Genomic DNA, 14,541 nt, shown 5'->3' with positions numbered 1-14,541 from the left:
TCAGCCGCCGGCGGCCCGTACCCAGCGGATCTCGCCCTCGTGCCGGATGTCGGTCGGGGTGAGGCCGGCGGCGGTGGCGACGGCGGCGGACGCCCGGTGCTCCGGATGGATGTGGGCGATCACCGTGCCCACCCGTCGTTGCCCCAGCCAGCCGATCAGCGCGCGGGTCGCCTCGGTGGCGATGCCCCGCCCCTGCCAGGGGGTTCCCACCACCCAGGCGATCTCCGCGAGGCGCTCGTCGGCCGGGCCGCTGACGGTCGCCTGGACCGTGCCCACCAGGCATTCCTCGTCGGTAAGCTGGATCACCCAGTTGCACCAGGAGACGGCCGGGCCGGGGGAACCGGCGACGAGCCGTTCGTAGCGGGCGCGCAGGGCCTGCGGGTCGGCGGGGGAGCCGCCGATGAAGGTGTGCAACCGCGGGTCGGCCAGCGCGGCGGCCATCTCCTCGGCGTGCTCCACGAGCAGCGGCAGCAGGAGCAGCCGCTCGGTGCGGATGGGGTCCGGGGTGAGGGGCGTCATGCTCCTGATCATGGCAGTGTCACATGCCGACCGTCCCGTCGATCCGTTCCCGGAGCAGGTCGGCGTGCCCGTTGTGGCGGGCGTACTCCTCGATCAGGTGCACCAGAACCCAACGCAGCGAGACGGTACCGCGCCAGGCGTCGTTACCTTCGACGTCGAGGTCGCGGGCGTCGGCGATGAACGTGTCGGCGAACGTGACCTCGTCGTGCCAGGCCCGGTGGGCGGCGGCGATGACGGTGGGCTCGGGTACCGCGTCGTCGAAGTCGCCGTCCGGGTTGGTCCGGGACGAGAACCGCGGGGGTGCGTCCTGCCCGGCCAGGACCTGGCGGAACCAGCGGCGCTCCACGTCGGCGAGGTGCCGGACGAGGCCGAGAAGCGACAGCGTCGACGGCGGCACCGTCCGGCGGGCCAGGGCTTCCTCGATGCCGGCGCACTTCAGGGCGAGCGTGTGGCGTTGGGCTCGGAGCATGTCGTGCAGCAGTTGCCGTTCACCGACGTTGGCGGGTGTGCTGAACCGGCCGTCCTCGGCGGTGGGGAACAGCCCCGCCTTCCGGTGCGTCCGGTCCGGCCGTGCGTCGACCGGGGCGTCGGCGGCGTAGAGCGGGAGTCGCTTCGTCAGGGCGGTGATCCGGTTACGCGGGCCGTACGCCGCGACGGCGACGTAGTCGATCTCGTCGGCGGGCGTCGCGGCGAGCGCGGCCAGGTAGTCGTGGTAGGTCCGGGCCTGTCGGGCGACCTCGTTGAAGCCCACGGTGATCAGATCGTCGTCGGCGCGAGCGCTGCGGTGCAGGTCGCGGAGCTGGTCGGCGGTGGCGCTGAGGATGGGCACCGGATGGGGGTTCAGCCCGGCGTGCCGCTCGCCGGATCCGTCCTTGGCGTCGGCGGCCGGTGGGTGGGGCAGCCGTCCGCCGAGGCTCAGCGCGAGCACCGCCGCCGCGTTGGCCGCCAGCGCGGCCGGCAGGTCGGCGCGGACGACGATCACGAGTTTGGTGTTCAAGGTCATGCCGTGACGCTCCAGATCAATCCGAGGTTGAGGGCGCGGGTGCGTGGGCGACGGCGGGTACGGCTCATCGGTGGCCGTCCCGGATGCGCTGGCGGGCCCGGGAGCGGGCGGCGGTGGCCGGGGTCGAGCCGGTGGCACGGGCGGTACGCAGGACGCCGGTGAGGGTGTCGGCGATGCCGTGGACCCGGACGGCGGCCTGCTCGGAGGTCTCGCCGTGCAGCTCGACGGCGGTGGCATGGATGATGCCGCCCGCGCTGACGACGATGTCCGGCGCCCAGAGGATGCCCCGCTGGTGCAGCAGGTCCGCGGTGGCCGGGGTGTCGAGCTGATTGTTGGCCGGCCCGGCGATCGCGGTGCAGCGCAGCTTCGGCACCGAGTCCGCGGTCAGCAGGCCGCCGAGGGCGGCGGGGACGAGGACGTCCACGTCGGCGGTCAGGCAGCCCTGCGGGCTGACCCAGGCGGCGCCGGCGGCGTCGGCGAGCGGGCGCCGGGTGTCGTCGAGGTCGCTGGCGACCAGCGTCGCGCCGGTGCCGGCGAGCATCCGCAGCAGGTGGCCGCCGACGCGGCCGAGGCCGAGCACGGCGAGGCTGCGCGTGGAGAGGTCGGCCGAACCGAACCGCTCGGCGCACAACGCGCGCAGCGCGGCGAGCACCCCGACGGCGGTGTGCGCGGACGAGTCGCCACTGCCGCCGGCGTCGACCGGTCGGCAGAACACGTACGGCGTCCGCTCGGCGATGGTCACCATGTCGTCCGGTCCGGATCCCACGTCCGGGCCGGTGGCGTAGGCGCCCGCCAGACCGGCGATGACATCGCCCACGTCGTGCAGAATGGCCCGGCGGGTGGCTCCGTCCGGTGTCCGGCCCGGCGGGAGGGCGACGACCGTCTTGCCGCCACCGTTGGGCAGCCCGGCCAGTGCGCACTTGTCCGACATCGCGGCGGAGAGCCGCAGCGCGTCGGTGAGACCGTCCCGCCAGTGCGGGTAGCGCGCCAGCCGGCAGCCACCGATGGCCTGCCCGAGCGCGGTGGAGTGCACCGCGACGATGATCGGCAGGCCGGACCGGGTGCCCCGCCTGACGACGACGTGTTCGTGCATGGACCCGCTGTCGACCTCCGCCGTGACCACGATGGTTCCTCCTGTCATCCGCCTGCCGGAACGGGGTTGACAGTAGGCAGATGGACGGGTGTCGCCGGGTCGTACCGAACGTCGTTCGGAAATGGTGGCACGATCTCGGTCGTGGACGAACTTGATGCGGCGATCATCCAGCATCTCCAGACACATGCGCGGCAGACCAACCGCGAACTGGCCCGCGCCGTGGGCATCGCGCCGTCGACCTGCCTGGAACGCGTGCGCGCGCTGCGGGAACGCGGCGTGATCACCGGCTACCACGCCGAGATCAGTCTCGCCGCGCTCAACCGCGAGGTGCAGGCCCTGTTGCATGTGCAGGTCCGCCCGCTGAGCCGCACCGTCATCGAGGGCTTCAAGAAGTACGCGATGAGCCTGCCCGAGGTCGTGTCGGTGTTCGTGGTGGCCGGCGGCGACGACTTCCTGGTCCACGTGGCCGTGCCCAGCGTGGACAGCCTGCACGCCTTCCTCATGGACAAGTTCAGCGGACGCCGCGAGATCGTCGGGTTCCGCAGCTCGGTCATCTACCAGCACGCCCGCAAGCAGGTGATCGAACCGCTCGACCGGTAGGAGGGCGGCGCGCGGCTCGGACCACGCGGAGGCGGCGCCGCCCGCGAGCCGGCGGAACTCAGACGCACCACTCATCCAGCAGCCAGGTCCAACTCGTAGCGGCTGACCCAGCGACGAACGCCCGCCACACCGGCGGGTCGAAGGTGAGCACCGGACCCGTCGAGTCCTTCGGGTCGCGGCGACACCGGGGCGGACGGGTCCGTACCGTCCGCCCCGGTGTCACTCCTGCGAAAAGGCGGTCGCGGTCAGCGGCGCCACTTCTGGTTCGCGCCGCCGGTGCAGTCCCAAATCTGCAATCGGGTGCCGTCGGCGGAGCTGACGCCGGTGGCGTCCAGGCACTTGTTGGCCTGCGGGTTCACGATGTCGCCGGCGGCCGTGAAGGTCCACCGCTGGGCGCCGGTGCCGTTGCAGTCGTAGAGCTGCACCTTGGCGCCGTTCGCGGTCGACCCGCCGGCCACGTCCATGCACTTGCCGAGCGCACGCACCGAGCCGTCGGCGTTCCAGGTCCACCGCTGGGCGGCGGTGCCGTTGCAGGTCCAGAGCTGGATCGGGGTGCCGTTGGCGGTGCTGGCGGACGCGACGTCGACGCACTTGTTGCCGTACCCGACGATCGGCGCGCCGGTGGTGGAGCCGCCGCCGTTGTCCCAGGCCTGGACCCGGACGTAGTCGATCACCATGGTCTGCGGGAAGGTGGTGCTGCCGTCCGGCGAGCCGGGCCAGTTGCCGCCGACCGCGACGTTCATGATCATGAAGAACGGGTGGTCGAAGACCCACCGGTTGCTGCCGGCGTCGGCCGGGGTCTTGCGGGAGTACGCCACGCCGTCCAGGTACCAGGTGATCGAGTCGGGCGCCCAGTCGACAGTGTAGGTGTGGAAGGCGTCGGCGAGCGCCTGGCCGCCCGAAAGCGAGGTCTGGCCGGTCAGCGCGGCCCCGCCGGAGTAGCCCGGCCCGTGCAGGCTACCGTGCACCGTGGACGGCTCCCGGCCGATGTTCTCCATGATGTCGATCTCGCCGCTGTTGGGCCACGGGTTGGTGGCGATGTCGTTGCCGAGCATCCAGAACGCGGGCCAGAGCCCCTGCCCGCGCGGGATCTTGATGCGCGCCTCGAAGCGGCCGTACGCCTGGCTGAACGTGCCGTTGGTGAGCAGCCGCGCCGAGGTGTACTGGCAGCTGCCGTACCAGCAGGAGTAGCCGGCCGGGTTCTCCTTGCGGGCGGTGATGACCAGGTTGCCGTTGCCGTCGAGGGCGGCGTTGCGGGTGCTGTTGGTGTAGTACTGCAATTCGTTGTTGCCCCAGCCGCTGCCGCCGGTGTCGTACCGCCAGCGACTGCCGTCCGGCGGTGTGCCGGCCGCGCCGTTGAAGTCGTCGGACCAGGTCACCGCGCCGGGCGCGGCCACGGCGGGAGCGCCGCTGACGGTGGTGAGCGCGGCCGTGAGGCCCACGGCCGCGAGGGCCACGGCGGCGATGGTGCGGATGCTGCGCACGGGGTGCCTCCCTGCGGTTTCCGGTCGTCCCCGCTGCGGCGGACCTGAGTCGCCGAACGGTAAACAAACCATAAAGATAGACTTCGATGAAGTTATGAACGAAGTGCGGACCTGTCAAGAGAGCGCTTCCCGGGGTTGCCGCGACCGGTTCCGGAACCGGCCGGAAATATTGACGCGATGCGATGCGGTTCGGGAGGATCCGGAACCGGGACGTGGGCGGTCCGGGGCCGACGGGGCACCGGGCGACCGGTCCCGGGGGAGGCGCGAGATGAGACTGTCCAGACCCGCCACGCTCGCCGGGGCCGGCGCCCTCGTGGTGGCCCTGCTGCCGGCCCCGCCCGCGGCGGCCGCCGACGCCGGCACGGCCACGGTCACCACCGGCCGGTCGGTGTACGCGGCGGCCGAGGGCAGCCGGGTGCCGGTGGACGTCGGTGTGTCCACCCCCGACGGACGACCCCTGGCCGCGCCGGTCACCGTGCGCTGGGCCACCGGCGCCGGCACCGCCACCCCCGGCGCCGACTACGCCGCCGCCTCGGGCACGCTCACCTTCCCGGCGGGCAGCCCGTCCGGCGCCACCCGCTCGGTCGCGGTCAGCGTGCGCGCGGACGGGGCGGCGGAGACCGCCGAGACGGTGCCGCTGACCCTGGCCGCCGACGGGGCCACCGTCGCGGCCCGGCCCACCGTGGTGGTCGGCGCGCACGGCCTGCCATACCTCGACTCCCGGCTGCCGGTGCGGCGGCGCGTCGCCGACCTGCTCGGCCGGATGACCCTGGCGGAGAAGATCGGCCAGATGACCCAGGCCGAGCGGGCGGCGGTCGCCGACGACCCCGCCGCGGTCGCCCGCTGGCAGCTCGGCTCGGTGCTCTCCGGGGGCGGCTCGACGCCGGCCAGCAACACCCCGGCGGCCTGGGTCGAGATGGTCAACGGGCTCCAGGCGCAGGCGCTGAGCACCCGCCTCCAGATCCCGATGATCTACGGCATCGACGCCGTGCACGGCCACGGCAACGTCGTGGGCGCCACCGTCTTCCCGCACAACGTCGGGCTCGGCGCCACCCGTGACCCCAAGCTGGTCGAGCGGGTCGGCCACGCGACCGCCGCCGAGGTACGCGCCACCGGCATCCCGTGGAACTTCGCCCCCTGCCTCTGCGTCTCCCGGGACGAGCGGTGGGGCCGCAGCTACGAGAGCTTCGGCGAGGACCCGGCGCTGGTGGTGTCGATGGAGACCGTCATCGACGGCCTCCAGGGCCGGCCCGGCCGGCTCGACGACGACGACCGGGTGCTGGCCACCGCCAAGCACTACGCCGGCGACGGCGACACCGACTACGACGAGGCCGTCGCCGCCGCGAACGAGGGCAAGCCCTGGTGGGAGCAGAAGTACCCGATCGACCAGGGGGTCACCGTCACCGACCGGGCGCACTTCGCCCGCGTCGACCTCGCCCCGTACCTGCCGGCCGTGCGGGCCCACAAGGTGGGCAGCGTGATGCCCTCCTTCTCCGGCGTGGACTGGGCCGAGGACGGGCTCGGCAACCCGACGAAGATGCACGCCCACCGCGAACTGATCACCGACGTGCTCAAGGGCCGGCTGGGCTTCGACGGCTTCCTGATCTCCGACTGGGAGGGCATCCACCAGATCCCCGACCCCGCCGAGCCGACCAACGGCGGGCTGACCGCGTACAAGGTCCGGGTCGGGGTGAACGCCGGCACCGACATGTTCATGGAGCCGTACAACGCCGAGCAGTTCGAGCAACTGCTGCTGGCCGAGGTGACGGCCGGGCGGGTGAGCACCGCGCGGATCGACGACGCCGTGCGGCGGATCCTCACCAAGAAGTTCGAGCTCGGTCTCTTCGAGCACCCGTACGCCTCGGCCGACAACGTCGACCAGGTCGGCAGCGCGGCGCACCGGGCCGTCGGCCGGGAGGCGGTGGCGAAGTCGCAGGTGCTGCTGAAGAACAGCGGGCGGGCCCTGCCGCTGCGCCGCGACGCCTCGATCTACCTGGCCGGACGCAACGCCGACGACCTCGGCAACCAGGCCGGCGGCTGGACGATCACCTGGCAGGGCGTCTCCGGCGCCGACGCCGTCCTCGGCACGTCGATCCTCGACGGCATCCGCGAGGTCGCCCCCGGGGCCCGGGTCACCTACAGCGCCGACGCCTCGGCCCCCACCGACGGCGCCCAGGTCGGCGTCGTGGTGGTCGGCGAAACCCCGTACGCGGAGGGCTACGGCGACGTCGGCGGCCCGGAGTGCGGCTGGTGCAGCGGGCCGCAGCAGGAGGAGAAGTCGCTGCGGCTCCAGCCCGCCGACCGGGCGGTCGTCGACAAGGTCTGCACGGCGCTGCCGACCTGCGTGGTGCTGGTGGTCTCCGGCCGGCCGCAGGTGCTCACCGACCAGCTCGGCGAGATCGACGCCCTGGTGGCGTCGTGGCTGCCGGGCAGCGAGGGCGCCGGGGTGGCCGACGTGCTCTTCGGCCGCCGCCCGTTCACCGGCCGGCTGCCGGTGAGCTGGCCGCGGGACGAGGCGCAGGTACCGGTCAACGTGGGCGACGCCGACTACCGGCCGCTGTTCCCGTTCGGCTGGGGCCTGCGCACCGACCCGGGTCGGGACCGGCTGGCCGCGGTCGCCGCCGACCGGCCGCAGGTGCGGGCGGCCCTGGCCCCGGCCGGCTGGAACGCCGACGGCTCGCTGCGCGACGCCCCCCGGGTGCTGGACCGGCTCGGGCGACAGCTCGGCGCGGACCGCCGGGACGCCGGGCTGGTCGAGGCGATCCTCGGAGTCGCCCGGGACGCCGCCCAGGCTGCCGTGGTGCGGGGGAGCGCGCCGGAGAACTGGGCGGCGCTGATCGCCGACGCCGACCACGCCCAGCTCACCGGCGACCCGGTCCGCGCGTTCGCCCTGCTCGCCCGCGTGGCCGCCTGACCCGCCACGCCGGTCTCCCGGGTGAGTCGTCATCGGGGAGACCGGCGTGCCGGCCCGGGTCGCCGCGCGGTTCCGGCCGGCCGCTGGCCGCCGTCACTCCGCCCCGGTGACGGCGGGCGTGGGTGACCGTTCCGACTGTGGCTGTTCCGGTGGCGTCGGCCGGCGCAGGTCCCGCCACGGGCCGCCGAGGAGCGGGGTGAGCACCACCAGCAGGTAGCCGGCGCCCACGGTGACGAGGGTGGCGGTGGTGCCGAACCGGTCGGCGGCCAGCCCGGCGCCGAACGCGCCCACCGGCATGGCGGCCCAGGCGCCCGCCCCGATCACCCCGTACACCCGGGCCCGCATGGTCGCCGGCACCCGCTCCAGCTCCACCGCGCCGATCAGCGGGTTGATCGCGCCGGCGGCCAGGCCGGACACCACGCAGACCGCGGCGATCACCGGCAGTGGCGGGGCGGCGGCGAGGGCCCAGAAGGGCGGCGCCCCGCAGACGGCGAAGGCGGTGACGAAGGTGGCGCGGCGCGGCAGGCGGTGCCCGACGGCGCTGAACAGCAGCGAGCCGACCAGCGCGCCGCCGCCCATCGCGCCGACCAGCACGCCGAAGGCGGTCGCCCCGCCGAGGTCCCGCGCCGCGACCACCGGCATCAGCACGTTGCTCTTGGTCGCGTCGAAGAGGTTGGTGACCAGCACCAGCAGCACCATGGCGCGCAGCAGCGGCTCGCGGACCAGGAAGCGCAGCCCGGCGGCGAAGTCCCGCCAGTAGCCGGCCGAGGGTTCGCCGGGGCAGCCGGACGGCCGCAGGCTCGCCGGCACCAGCACCGCCACCGCCAGCGCCGAGACGCCGAACGTCGCCGCGTCCACGGCCAGCACCGGGAGCGCGCCGAGCGCGCCGACCAGCAGGCCGGCCACCGGCGCGCCGATCAGGCGGGCGCCCCGCTCGGTGGCGCCGAACCAGCCGATCGCGCGCTCGATCGGCACACCGGCCTCGGTCGCCGCCTCGGGCAGCAGCGCCGTCCGGGCCGTCTGGCCCGGGGTGTCGAGCAGGCCGCTGACGAAGACCAGCCCGAGCAGCGCCGGGAACGGCAGCCCGACCGTGGCGTGCAGCAGCGGTACGGCGGCGACCGTCACGCCGGAGACCAGGTCGGCCAGCACGCTCGCCCGGCGGTAGCCGATCCGGTCGACGAGCACGCCGCCGAAGGCGCCGCCGAGCACCACCGGCGCGGTGGCGAACGCGCCGGCCAGCCCGGTGGCGGCAGGGGAGCCCGTCTCGGCCAGCACGTAGAGCGGCAGCGCGATCAGGGTGAGCATGTTGCCGGTGAGCGAGACCGTGTGCGCGGCCAGCAGCCCGGCCAGCGGCCCCCACCGGCGGCTCACTGCGGCCCCCGGTAGGCCTGCCAGATCAGCGTGACCGTCCGCGCCTCCGGCCGGTCCGGGTTGCTGCGCGCCTGCCAGCGGGCGCCCAGTTCGGAAAGCTCGCGGCGCAGCTCCACCAGCTCGTCGGGGGTCAGGTGGAGGAAGCTGTCGCTGCTCGTGGTGCCGCGCACCCACGCCGGGTCCAGCGACGCCTCGGCGTCGAGGTAGGCCTCGAACCGTTCGACGTAGCGCTGGAGGACGGCCCGGCGGAGCAGGCCGGAGGCGAGCCGCCGCTCCGGGTCGTCGAGCAGCTCCACCGGCTCCCAGTCGGTACGCGCGTGCGCGGCCCGCCACCACCGCTCCCGGCGGTTGCGGGCCAGCTCCGGGGCCTCCCGGACGAAGTCGTGCTCGGCCAGCTTGCCCAGGTGGTAGCTCACCGAGCCGACCGCCTCACCGGTGACGTCGCTGAGCATGCCCACGGTCTGCGGGCCACGGATGCGCAGCTCGCCGAGGAGCCGGATCCGCGTGGGGTGCGCCAGCGCCCGCATGGCCCGCGGGTCGGTCAGGTGCAGGGTGCTCGGCTCGTCCGACATGACGACAGGCTAGACCCACAACGGATGATGTACAAGAAGCCTTGTATGTCGGTGCGCACGGGAAGCGGGCCGCATGCGCGGGGGTGGATCAGGACGGACGGCGGCCCTTGAGGCGGCGGCCCAGTTCGCGGGCGATCTCGCGGTTGGCGTCCCGCTCGGCGAGGGCCTGGCGCTTGTCGTACGACCTGCGGCCCCGGGCCAGGCCCAGCTCGACCTTGGCCCAGCCGTTGGAGAAGTACATCGACAGCGGCACCAGGGTGACCCCGCCGTCGCGCAGCTTCTCCAGGATCCGGGCGATCTCGACCCGGTTCAGCAGCAGCTTCCGGGTGCGCCGGGGCTGGTGGTTCGTCCAGGTGCCGAAGCCGTACTCGGCGATGTGCAGGCCGTACAGCATGATCTCGCCGTCGCGCTCCTGGGCGAACGCGTCGACCAGCGACACCCGCCCCTCGCGCAGCGACTTCACCTCGGTGCCGGCCAGCACGATCCCGGCCTCGTACGTCTTCAGGATCGTGTAGTCGTGTCGTGCCTTCTTGTTCGAGGCGACGAGCTTGCGCCCGGTCTCCCTGGTCACGCCCCACCTCCCCGCCGGTCGACGCCGAGCAGGATACCCGCCGGCCGCGGCTCGTCAGCCGTCCCGGGACGGCGGTGGTGCGGCGGCGCGGCGGAGGTGACCGCCGAGGTCGTCGAGCCAGCCGTCGACCTCCACCAGGGACAGCACCTCCGGCCGGTCCTCGCCGTCGCGCACCAGCCCGTGCACCTGCCGCGCGATGTCCCCGGCGGGGTCCGTGGGCGCGGGCGGCCGGTCGATCCGGCCCCGCGTCACCTGGCGGCCGAGGTCGGCGTAGTCGTCCCGGAGCCGGCCGGCCCGCGTGACCAGCGCCGTCGCCGGGCCGGGCCACGGGGCCAGCGCGCCGGGCCGGCGGTCGGCGAGCAGCGCCTGCCCGCCGTGGCTGGCGCGGTGCGCCGCCGCCAGCACCCGGTCCCAGTCGACCTGGGACAGCCGAGGATCGTGGCGCTCCGCGTGGTACTGGACGAATGACGCGCTGGCCAGGGCCTCCGCGCGCCGGGCCGCGTCGACCGCGCCGCGCGCGTCCGCCGTACCCGCCAGCGCCTCGACGATCTTCTCGACGGCCCGCCCGCTCGCCGCCAGGTAGGCGCCCGCGTTGCGGCGCAGTTCGCCCCCGCTGCCGCGCGGCCAGAGCAGCAGGCCGGCGAGGACGCCCACCACGGCGCCGATCGCGACGTCGACCACCCGGGCTCCGGCCAGTTGCCAGGACGCCGGGTTGAGCTGGGCGAACACGACGATGAGCAGCAGGGTGAGCAGCGCCTGGGCCCAGCCCAGGCCGAGCAGGGGGCCGACGCCGAAGGCAAGCACCAGCGCCAGCGGCAGCAGAGCGGCGTACGCCTGGCGTTCCGGCGAGACGAGCAGGAGCAGGCCGCCGGCGGCGCCCCCGGCGAGGGTGCCGATCAACGCCGGCCGCAGCGTGGTCCGGGTGTCCGACGCGGAGGCCCGCATCAGACTGAGCGTCGCCAGGAGAACCCAGAACCCGTGTTGCAGGTTGACCACCCCGGCCACCACCCGGGCGGCGGTCAGGGCCACGGCGAGCCGGACCGCGCCCTCGAGGTACACCGACCGCGGGGTGAGGTGCGCCCGGAACTGCTGCCGGTACAGCGACCACGTGCTGCGCCCGGCGTACCAGAACTGGTCCGGGCCCGCCTCGGGCGGGCGCGCGGCGCGACGTCCCGGCGGACCGGTGGCGATCCGGACCGCCGTCGCATACGTGCCGACGTGGTCGAGGAGGGTCCGGACCGCCGCATCCACGCGCAGCCGGGCCGCCCCGGCCGCCCGCCACGACGGCGGCAGCGCGGCGGCCCGCTCCGGCTCGTCGACGGCCGGTGCCCCCGGCCGCCGTACCGCCACGTCCGCGGAGCGCCGGAGCGCGGCGGCGCACCGCCGGAGCACGCCCGCCAGGTCGGCGTCGCCACTGCCCGGCACCTCCGGCCGGGACGCGAGGGGCCCGGCGACCGCGAGCACCTCCTGGGCGGCCGCCGCCGCGTCCCGCCAGGCCCGGTCGCGGCGACCGGCCGAGGTCGGGCGTGCCGTCATCGGCAGTCGGGGCATCCGCACCTCGTCGAGCAGTTGTGCCGCCCGGGCGTGCCGCCGGGCCGCCTCCTCCGCCGCGCCGGGCCGCGCGACCAGCATGTCCGCCAGTGCGTCGACGAGGTCCGCGAGGCCGCCGGCCGCCGCGGCGAGGCGCTGCGGGAAGGTGGCCGGCGCCGGGTCCGGCCAGAGCGTCACCTCGGCGAGCGCGACGAGGACGACGCCCAGCGTGACGCCGGCCAGCCGGGCCGGGAGGGTGCCCGGTTGGTAGGGCGGGAAGCAGGCCAGGATGTAGAAGAGCTGGAGCGCGTTGGCCAGCCCGACCAGGCGTGGCCCGCCGACCCCCGCGAACGCCACCGCGAACCCGACGGCGAGCATCCCGGCGGACGCCGCCGCGGTGCTGACCGCCAGCACGGTGCCGACCGCCACGAGCACCCAGGCCACCGGTACGGCGGCCAGCACGGTGCGCGCCCGTACCGCGGGCGGCCCCGGCAGCTGGGCGAAGCTGCCCGTGGCGACCGTGCCGAACAGGGCGTACGTGGCGAGGGTGACGTCGCCCAGGCCGTAGCGGCAGCCGTAGAAGGTGAGGGACGCGACGACGGTCAGCCGAACCGCCCGACGGATGAGGCGGTAGCCCGGGTCGCGGCGACGCAGCCGGTCCCGCAGCTCCTCGCCGGGCCGTCGACCCATGCCCACACCGCTCCCCAACAGGTCCCCGGGGGGCGGCAGGCCGTCTGCTCCCGGGACTCTATCGGGTCGGCGGCGGTGACGGTCCCCGGTTGGACCGACCGGCCGCGTCCCCGCCGGTCGAGTGTCCGCGATCGCGATGCTGCCCGCCTCCGGCACGCCTAGGCTGCCCGGTAGGCGAGGCGGGGAGCGGCGGATGACGCGGGTGGCGGTGCTCGGGCTCGGCGGCATGGGGTCGCCGATGGCGGCGAACCTGGTCCGGGCCGGGTTGACGACGGTGGTGTGGAACCGGCACCCGGCGCCGGCCCGCGCGCTCGGCGACCAGGGCGCCGAGGTCGCCGCGGACCCGGCCGACGCCGCACGCCGGGCCGACGTGGTGGTGACCATGGTGACCGACGCGGCCGCGGTGCGCGCGATCGCCGTCGACCAGGGGATGCTCGCCGCGCTGCCCGAGGGGGCGGTCTGGGCGCAGATGAGCACCATCGGGGTGACCGAGACCGCGCGCCTGGCCGAGCTGGTGCGTGCCGAGCGCCCCGGGGTGACCCTGGTGGACGCCCCGGTGGCCGGCAGCCGGGGGCCGGCCGAACAGGGCCGGCTCGTCGTCCTCGCCTCCGGCCCGGACCAGGTGCGGGACCGGGTGGCGCCGGTCTTCGACGCGGTCGGGCAGCAGACCGTCTGGGTGGGGCCGGTGGGCGCCGGGTCGCGGCTGAAGCTGGTCAACAACCTGCTGCTCGCCTTCGTGAACGAGGGGATCGCCGCGGCCGTCGCCCTGGGCGACGTGCTCGGCCTGGACCGCGCCACGGTCCACCGGGCCCTGCGCGGCAGCCCACTGGTGTCGCCCTGGGCCGGCGACAAGCTGGACCGGATCGCCGGGGACGACTACACGACGCAGTACTCGCTGGCCCTGGCGCTCAAGGACGTGGACCTCGCGCTGCGCGAGGTGCCGCCCGGCCGGTTCCCGGCCGCCGAGGCGCTGGCCGGCGAGTGGCGACGCGCGGCCGAGCAGGGCCTCGGCGGCGACGACCTGACGGTCGTGACGCGGGCCCTCGCCCGGGAGGCGACCCGATAGCACGCGGCGGAGCGTCCGGGTGCGGCTACAGCGGTCGGCCGTCCCAGCGGGCGAGCCCGGCCGCCGCCACCTGGCGGCCGACCGTCGCGCCGACCTCGTCGGTGTGCCGGAAGTGGATGCCCGACCACACCCGGGCGTCGACGTTGTCCCGGGTCAGCTCGCGCCAGTCCCGGTAGGTGAGGGTGACGCCGGGAGCGGTGGGGCTGGTGAGCGCCACCGGCCCGTCCGGCGGCCCGGCGAGGGCCCGCAGGGCGATCTCGGCGGCCCCCGCGTAGGTGGTGTGCCCGCTGGGATACTCCGGATGGGCGGGGGTGGTGATCAGCGGGGCCCACGCCGGATCCGGCGCGATGTGGCCGGTCCGGAGGGCGGTGACCGGGCGCCAGCGCAGGTCCCGGTACTTGGCCGCGTACGTGACGAGCTGGGCGTCGACGGTCGCCGCATGGAAGAGGGCGATGAGCGCCGCCCGGCGCGCCGTCCCGCGGGCCCGCCCCGGCGCGGCGACGGCGGCGCGCAGCGCCCCGGTGTAGCCGTTCAGCGAGGTCTGCGCCCAGAACCGGGCCACATCGGTCTGCCGATCGGTGCGGCTGCTGGTCTCCGCGGCGCCGACCGCCCGGCTCTCGGCCAGGTCACGGGCGTAGCGATCGCTGTCGAGCGCGGGCGGCGGTTCGGGCAGGTACGCCCGCACGTCGTCGATCAGGAACGGCCGGCCGTCGCCCTGGCCGGCCTGCACCGCGGCGGCGAAGCCGGGCGGGGTCGGCCGCCAGACGCCCGGCGCCGGCGCCGGCGGGGTGAAGGGTCGGTTGACCGAGGCGAGGTCGAGCCCGTCGCCGGCCCGCTCGGCGAGCACCTCGCGAGCGGCGTCCCGGCCGGTCACGACGGCGGTGCGTGCGACCGCGGCCGGGCCCAGCCGGTCCAGCGTGGCCGCGAGCGCCGCGTCCAGGTCGGCGGCGCGCGCCGGCGCCAGCGTGGTGAGGGCCTCGTGCACGGCCCCGGCTAGCGCGGCGTGCGCGGGGGGGGCCCCCCCGGCCCCGCGGGGCCCCCCCCCCCCCCCCCGCCCCCCCCCCCCCCCCCCCCGCCCGGGGGGGGGGGGGGGGCGGCGCGGGGGGCCCCCCAACCGACACCCCGGCG

Annotated in this window: 13 protein-coding genes; 3 read left to right on the top strand and 10 right to left on the bottom strand. The window is 75.4% G+C overall.

Features of this window, described 5'->3' with window-relative positions; genetic code table 11:
• The 3 genes from AB0F68_RS19985 to AB0F68_RS19975 form a co-directional block, all read right to left on the bottom strand.
• Nucleotides 1-519, bottom strand: a complete 519-nt coding sequence (locus tag AB0F68_RS19985; protein WP_357340333.1) for a GNAT family N-acetyltransferase — start codon at nucleotides 517-519, stop codon at nucleotides 1-3.
• Between the two features lie 19 nt (nucleotides 520-538).
• Nucleotides 539-1,522 (bottom strand): DUF664 domain-containing protein, encoded by a 984-nt coding sequence (locus AB0F68_RS19980; protein WP_357340331.1) that lies wholly within the window; start codon nucleotides 1,520-1,522, stop codon nucleotides 539-541.
• Between the two features lie 64 nt (nucleotides 1,523-1,586).
• A complete protein-coding gene (locus tag AB0F68_RS19975) occupies nucleotides 1,587-2,645 on the bottom strand; it encodes a Glu/Leu/Phe/Val dehydrogenase dimerization domain-containing protein (protein ID WP_357340329.1) in 1,059 nt (352 codons plus the stop codon).
• A 111-nt stretch (nucleotides 2,646-2,756) separates the two neighbouring features.
• Between AB0F68_RS19975 and AB0F68_RS19970 the strand changes: the two genes are divergently transcribed.
• Nucleotides 2,757-3,215, top strand: coding sequence for an Lrp/AsnC family transcriptional regulator (locus AB0F68_RS19970; protein ID WP_357340327.1), 459 nt, complete (start codon nucleotides 2,757-2,759; stop codon nucleotides 3,213-3,215).
• A gap of 58 nt (nucleotides 3,216-3,273) precedes the next feature.
• On the opposite strand, the gene AB0F68_RS19965 is transcribed toward AB0F68_RS19970, so the two are convergent.
• Complete coding sequence (locus tag AB0F68_RS19965; protein ID WP_357340324.1) at nucleotides 3,274-3,438, bottom strand: DUF397 domain-containing protein; 165 nt, start codon at nucleotides 3,436-3,438, stop codon at nucleotides 3,274-3,276.
• A gap of 22 nt (nucleotides 3,439-3,460) precedes the next feature.
• Nucleotides 3,461-4,699, bottom strand: a complete 1,239-nt coding sequence (locus AB0F68_RS19960; RefSeq protein WP_357340322.1) for a family 16 glycosylhydrolase — start codon at nucleotides 4,697-4,699, stop codon at nucleotides 3,461-3,463.
• A gap of 268 nt (nucleotides 4,700-4,967) precedes the next feature.
• Between AB0F68_RS19960 and AB0F68_RS19955 the strand changes: the two genes are divergently transcribed.
• The gene (locus AB0F68_RS19955; RefSeq protein ID WP_357340320.1) at nucleotides 4,968-7,613 is read left to right on the top strand and encodes a glycoside hydrolase family 3 N-terminal domain-containing protein; all 2,646 of its coding nucleotides are present in this window, start codon (nucleotides 4,968-4,970) and stop codon (nucleotides 7,611-7,613) included.
• 93 nt (nucleotides 7,614-7,706) lie between these two features.
• On the opposite strand, the gene AB0F68_RS19950 is transcribed toward AB0F68_RS19955, so the two are convergent.
• The 4 genes from AB0F68_RS19950 to AB0F68_RS19935 all read right to left on the bottom strand — a co-directional run bounded on the left by AB0F68_RS19950 (nucleotide 7,707) and on the right by AB0F68_RS19935 (nucleotide 12,347).
• On the bottom strand, nucleotides 7,707-8,984 hold the full coding sequence (locus AB0F68_RS19950) for an MFS transporter (RefSeq protein WP_357340318.1): 1,278 nt from the start codon (nucleotides 8,982-8,984) through the stop codon (nucleotides 7,707-7,709).
• Nucleotides 8,981-9,556 (bottom strand): helix-turn-helix domain-containing protein, encoded by a 576-nt coding sequence (locus AB0F68_RS19945; RefSeq protein ID WP_357340316.1) that lies wholly within the window; start codon nucleotides 9,554-9,556, stop codon nucleotides 8,981-8,983. The genes AB0F68_RS19950 and AB0F68_RS19945 overlap by 4 nt, the downstream gene beginning before the upstream one ends.
• Nucleotides 9,557-9,644: 88 nt before the next feature.
• Complete coding sequence (smpB, locus tag AB0F68_RS19940) at nucleotides 9,645-10,127, bottom strand: SsrA-binding protein SmpB (protein WP_357340314.1); 483 nt, start codon at nucleotides 10,125-10,127, stop codon at nucleotides 9,645-9,647.
• Nucleotides 10,128-10,181: 54 nt separating this feature from the next.
• Nucleotides 10,182-12,347 carry an FUSC family protein gene (locus tag AB0F68_RS19935; protein WP_357340312.1) on the bottom strand — a complete coding sequence of 722 codons (2,166 nt, stop codon included), beginning with the start codon at nucleotides 12,345-12,347 and terminating at the stop codon, nucleotides 10,182-10,184.
• 136 nt (nucleotides 12,348-12,483) lie between these two features.
• Here AB0F68_RS19935 and AB0F68_RS19930 point away from each other — a divergent pair, with 136 nt between their 5' ends.
• Nucleotides 12,484-13,413, top strand: coding sequence for an NAD(P)-dependent oxidoreductase (locus AB0F68_RS19930; protein ID WP_357340704.1), 930 nt, complete (start codon nucleotides 12,484-12,486; stop codon nucleotides 13,411-13,413).
• Nucleotides 13,414-13,438: 25 nt separating this feature from the next.
• Here AB0F68_RS19930 and AB0F68_RS19925 read toward each other — a convergent pair whose 3' ends face one another.
• On the bottom strand, nucleotides 13,439-14,398 hold the full coding sequence (locus AB0F68_RS19925; protein ID WP_357340304.1) for a vanadium-dependent haloperoxidase: 960 nt from the start codon (nucleotides 14,396-14,398) through the stop codon (nucleotides 13,439-13,441).
• Nucleotides 14,399-14,541: the final 143 nt, after the last annotated feature.

The organism is Micromonospora sp. NPDC023966 (assembly GCF_040639095.1).
Lineage (GTDB): Bacteria > Actinomycetota > Actinomycetes > Mycobacteriales > Micromonosporaceae > Micromonospora.
Note: the sequence above shows the minus strand (reverse complement) of the source record. Positions and strands in the feature narration are given on the sequence as shown.

What these genes read in the sequence shown, in the direction of transcription:
- AB0F68_RS19930 (WP_357340704.1), top strand. Translation starts at nt 12,484, where the DNA reads ATGCTGCCCGCCTCCGGCACGCCTAGGCTGCCCGGTAGGCGAGGCGGG.
- AB0F68_RS19945 (WP_357340316.1), bottom strand. Translation starts at nt 9,556, where the DNA reads ATGTCGGACGAGCCGAGCACCCTGCACCTGACCGACCCGCGGGCCATG.
- AB0F68_RS19935 (WP_357340312.1), bottom strand. Translation starts at nt 12,347, where the DNA reads ATGGGTCGACGGCCCGGCGAGGAGCTGCGGGACCGGCTGCGTCGCCGC.
- AB0F68_RS19980 (WP_357340331.1), bottom strand. Translation starts at nt 1,522, where the DNA reads ATGACCTTGAACACCAAACTCGTGATCGTCGTCCGCGCCGACCTGCCG.
- AB0F68_RS19955 (WP_357340320.1), top strand. Translation starts at nt 4,968, where the DNA reads ATGAGACTGTCCAGACCCGCCACGCTCGCCGGGGCCGGCGCCCTCGTG.
- AB0F68_RS19985 (WP_357340333.1), bottom strand. Translation starts at nt 519, where the DNA reads ATGACGCCCCTCACCCCGGACCCCATCCGCACCGAGCGGCTGCTCCTG.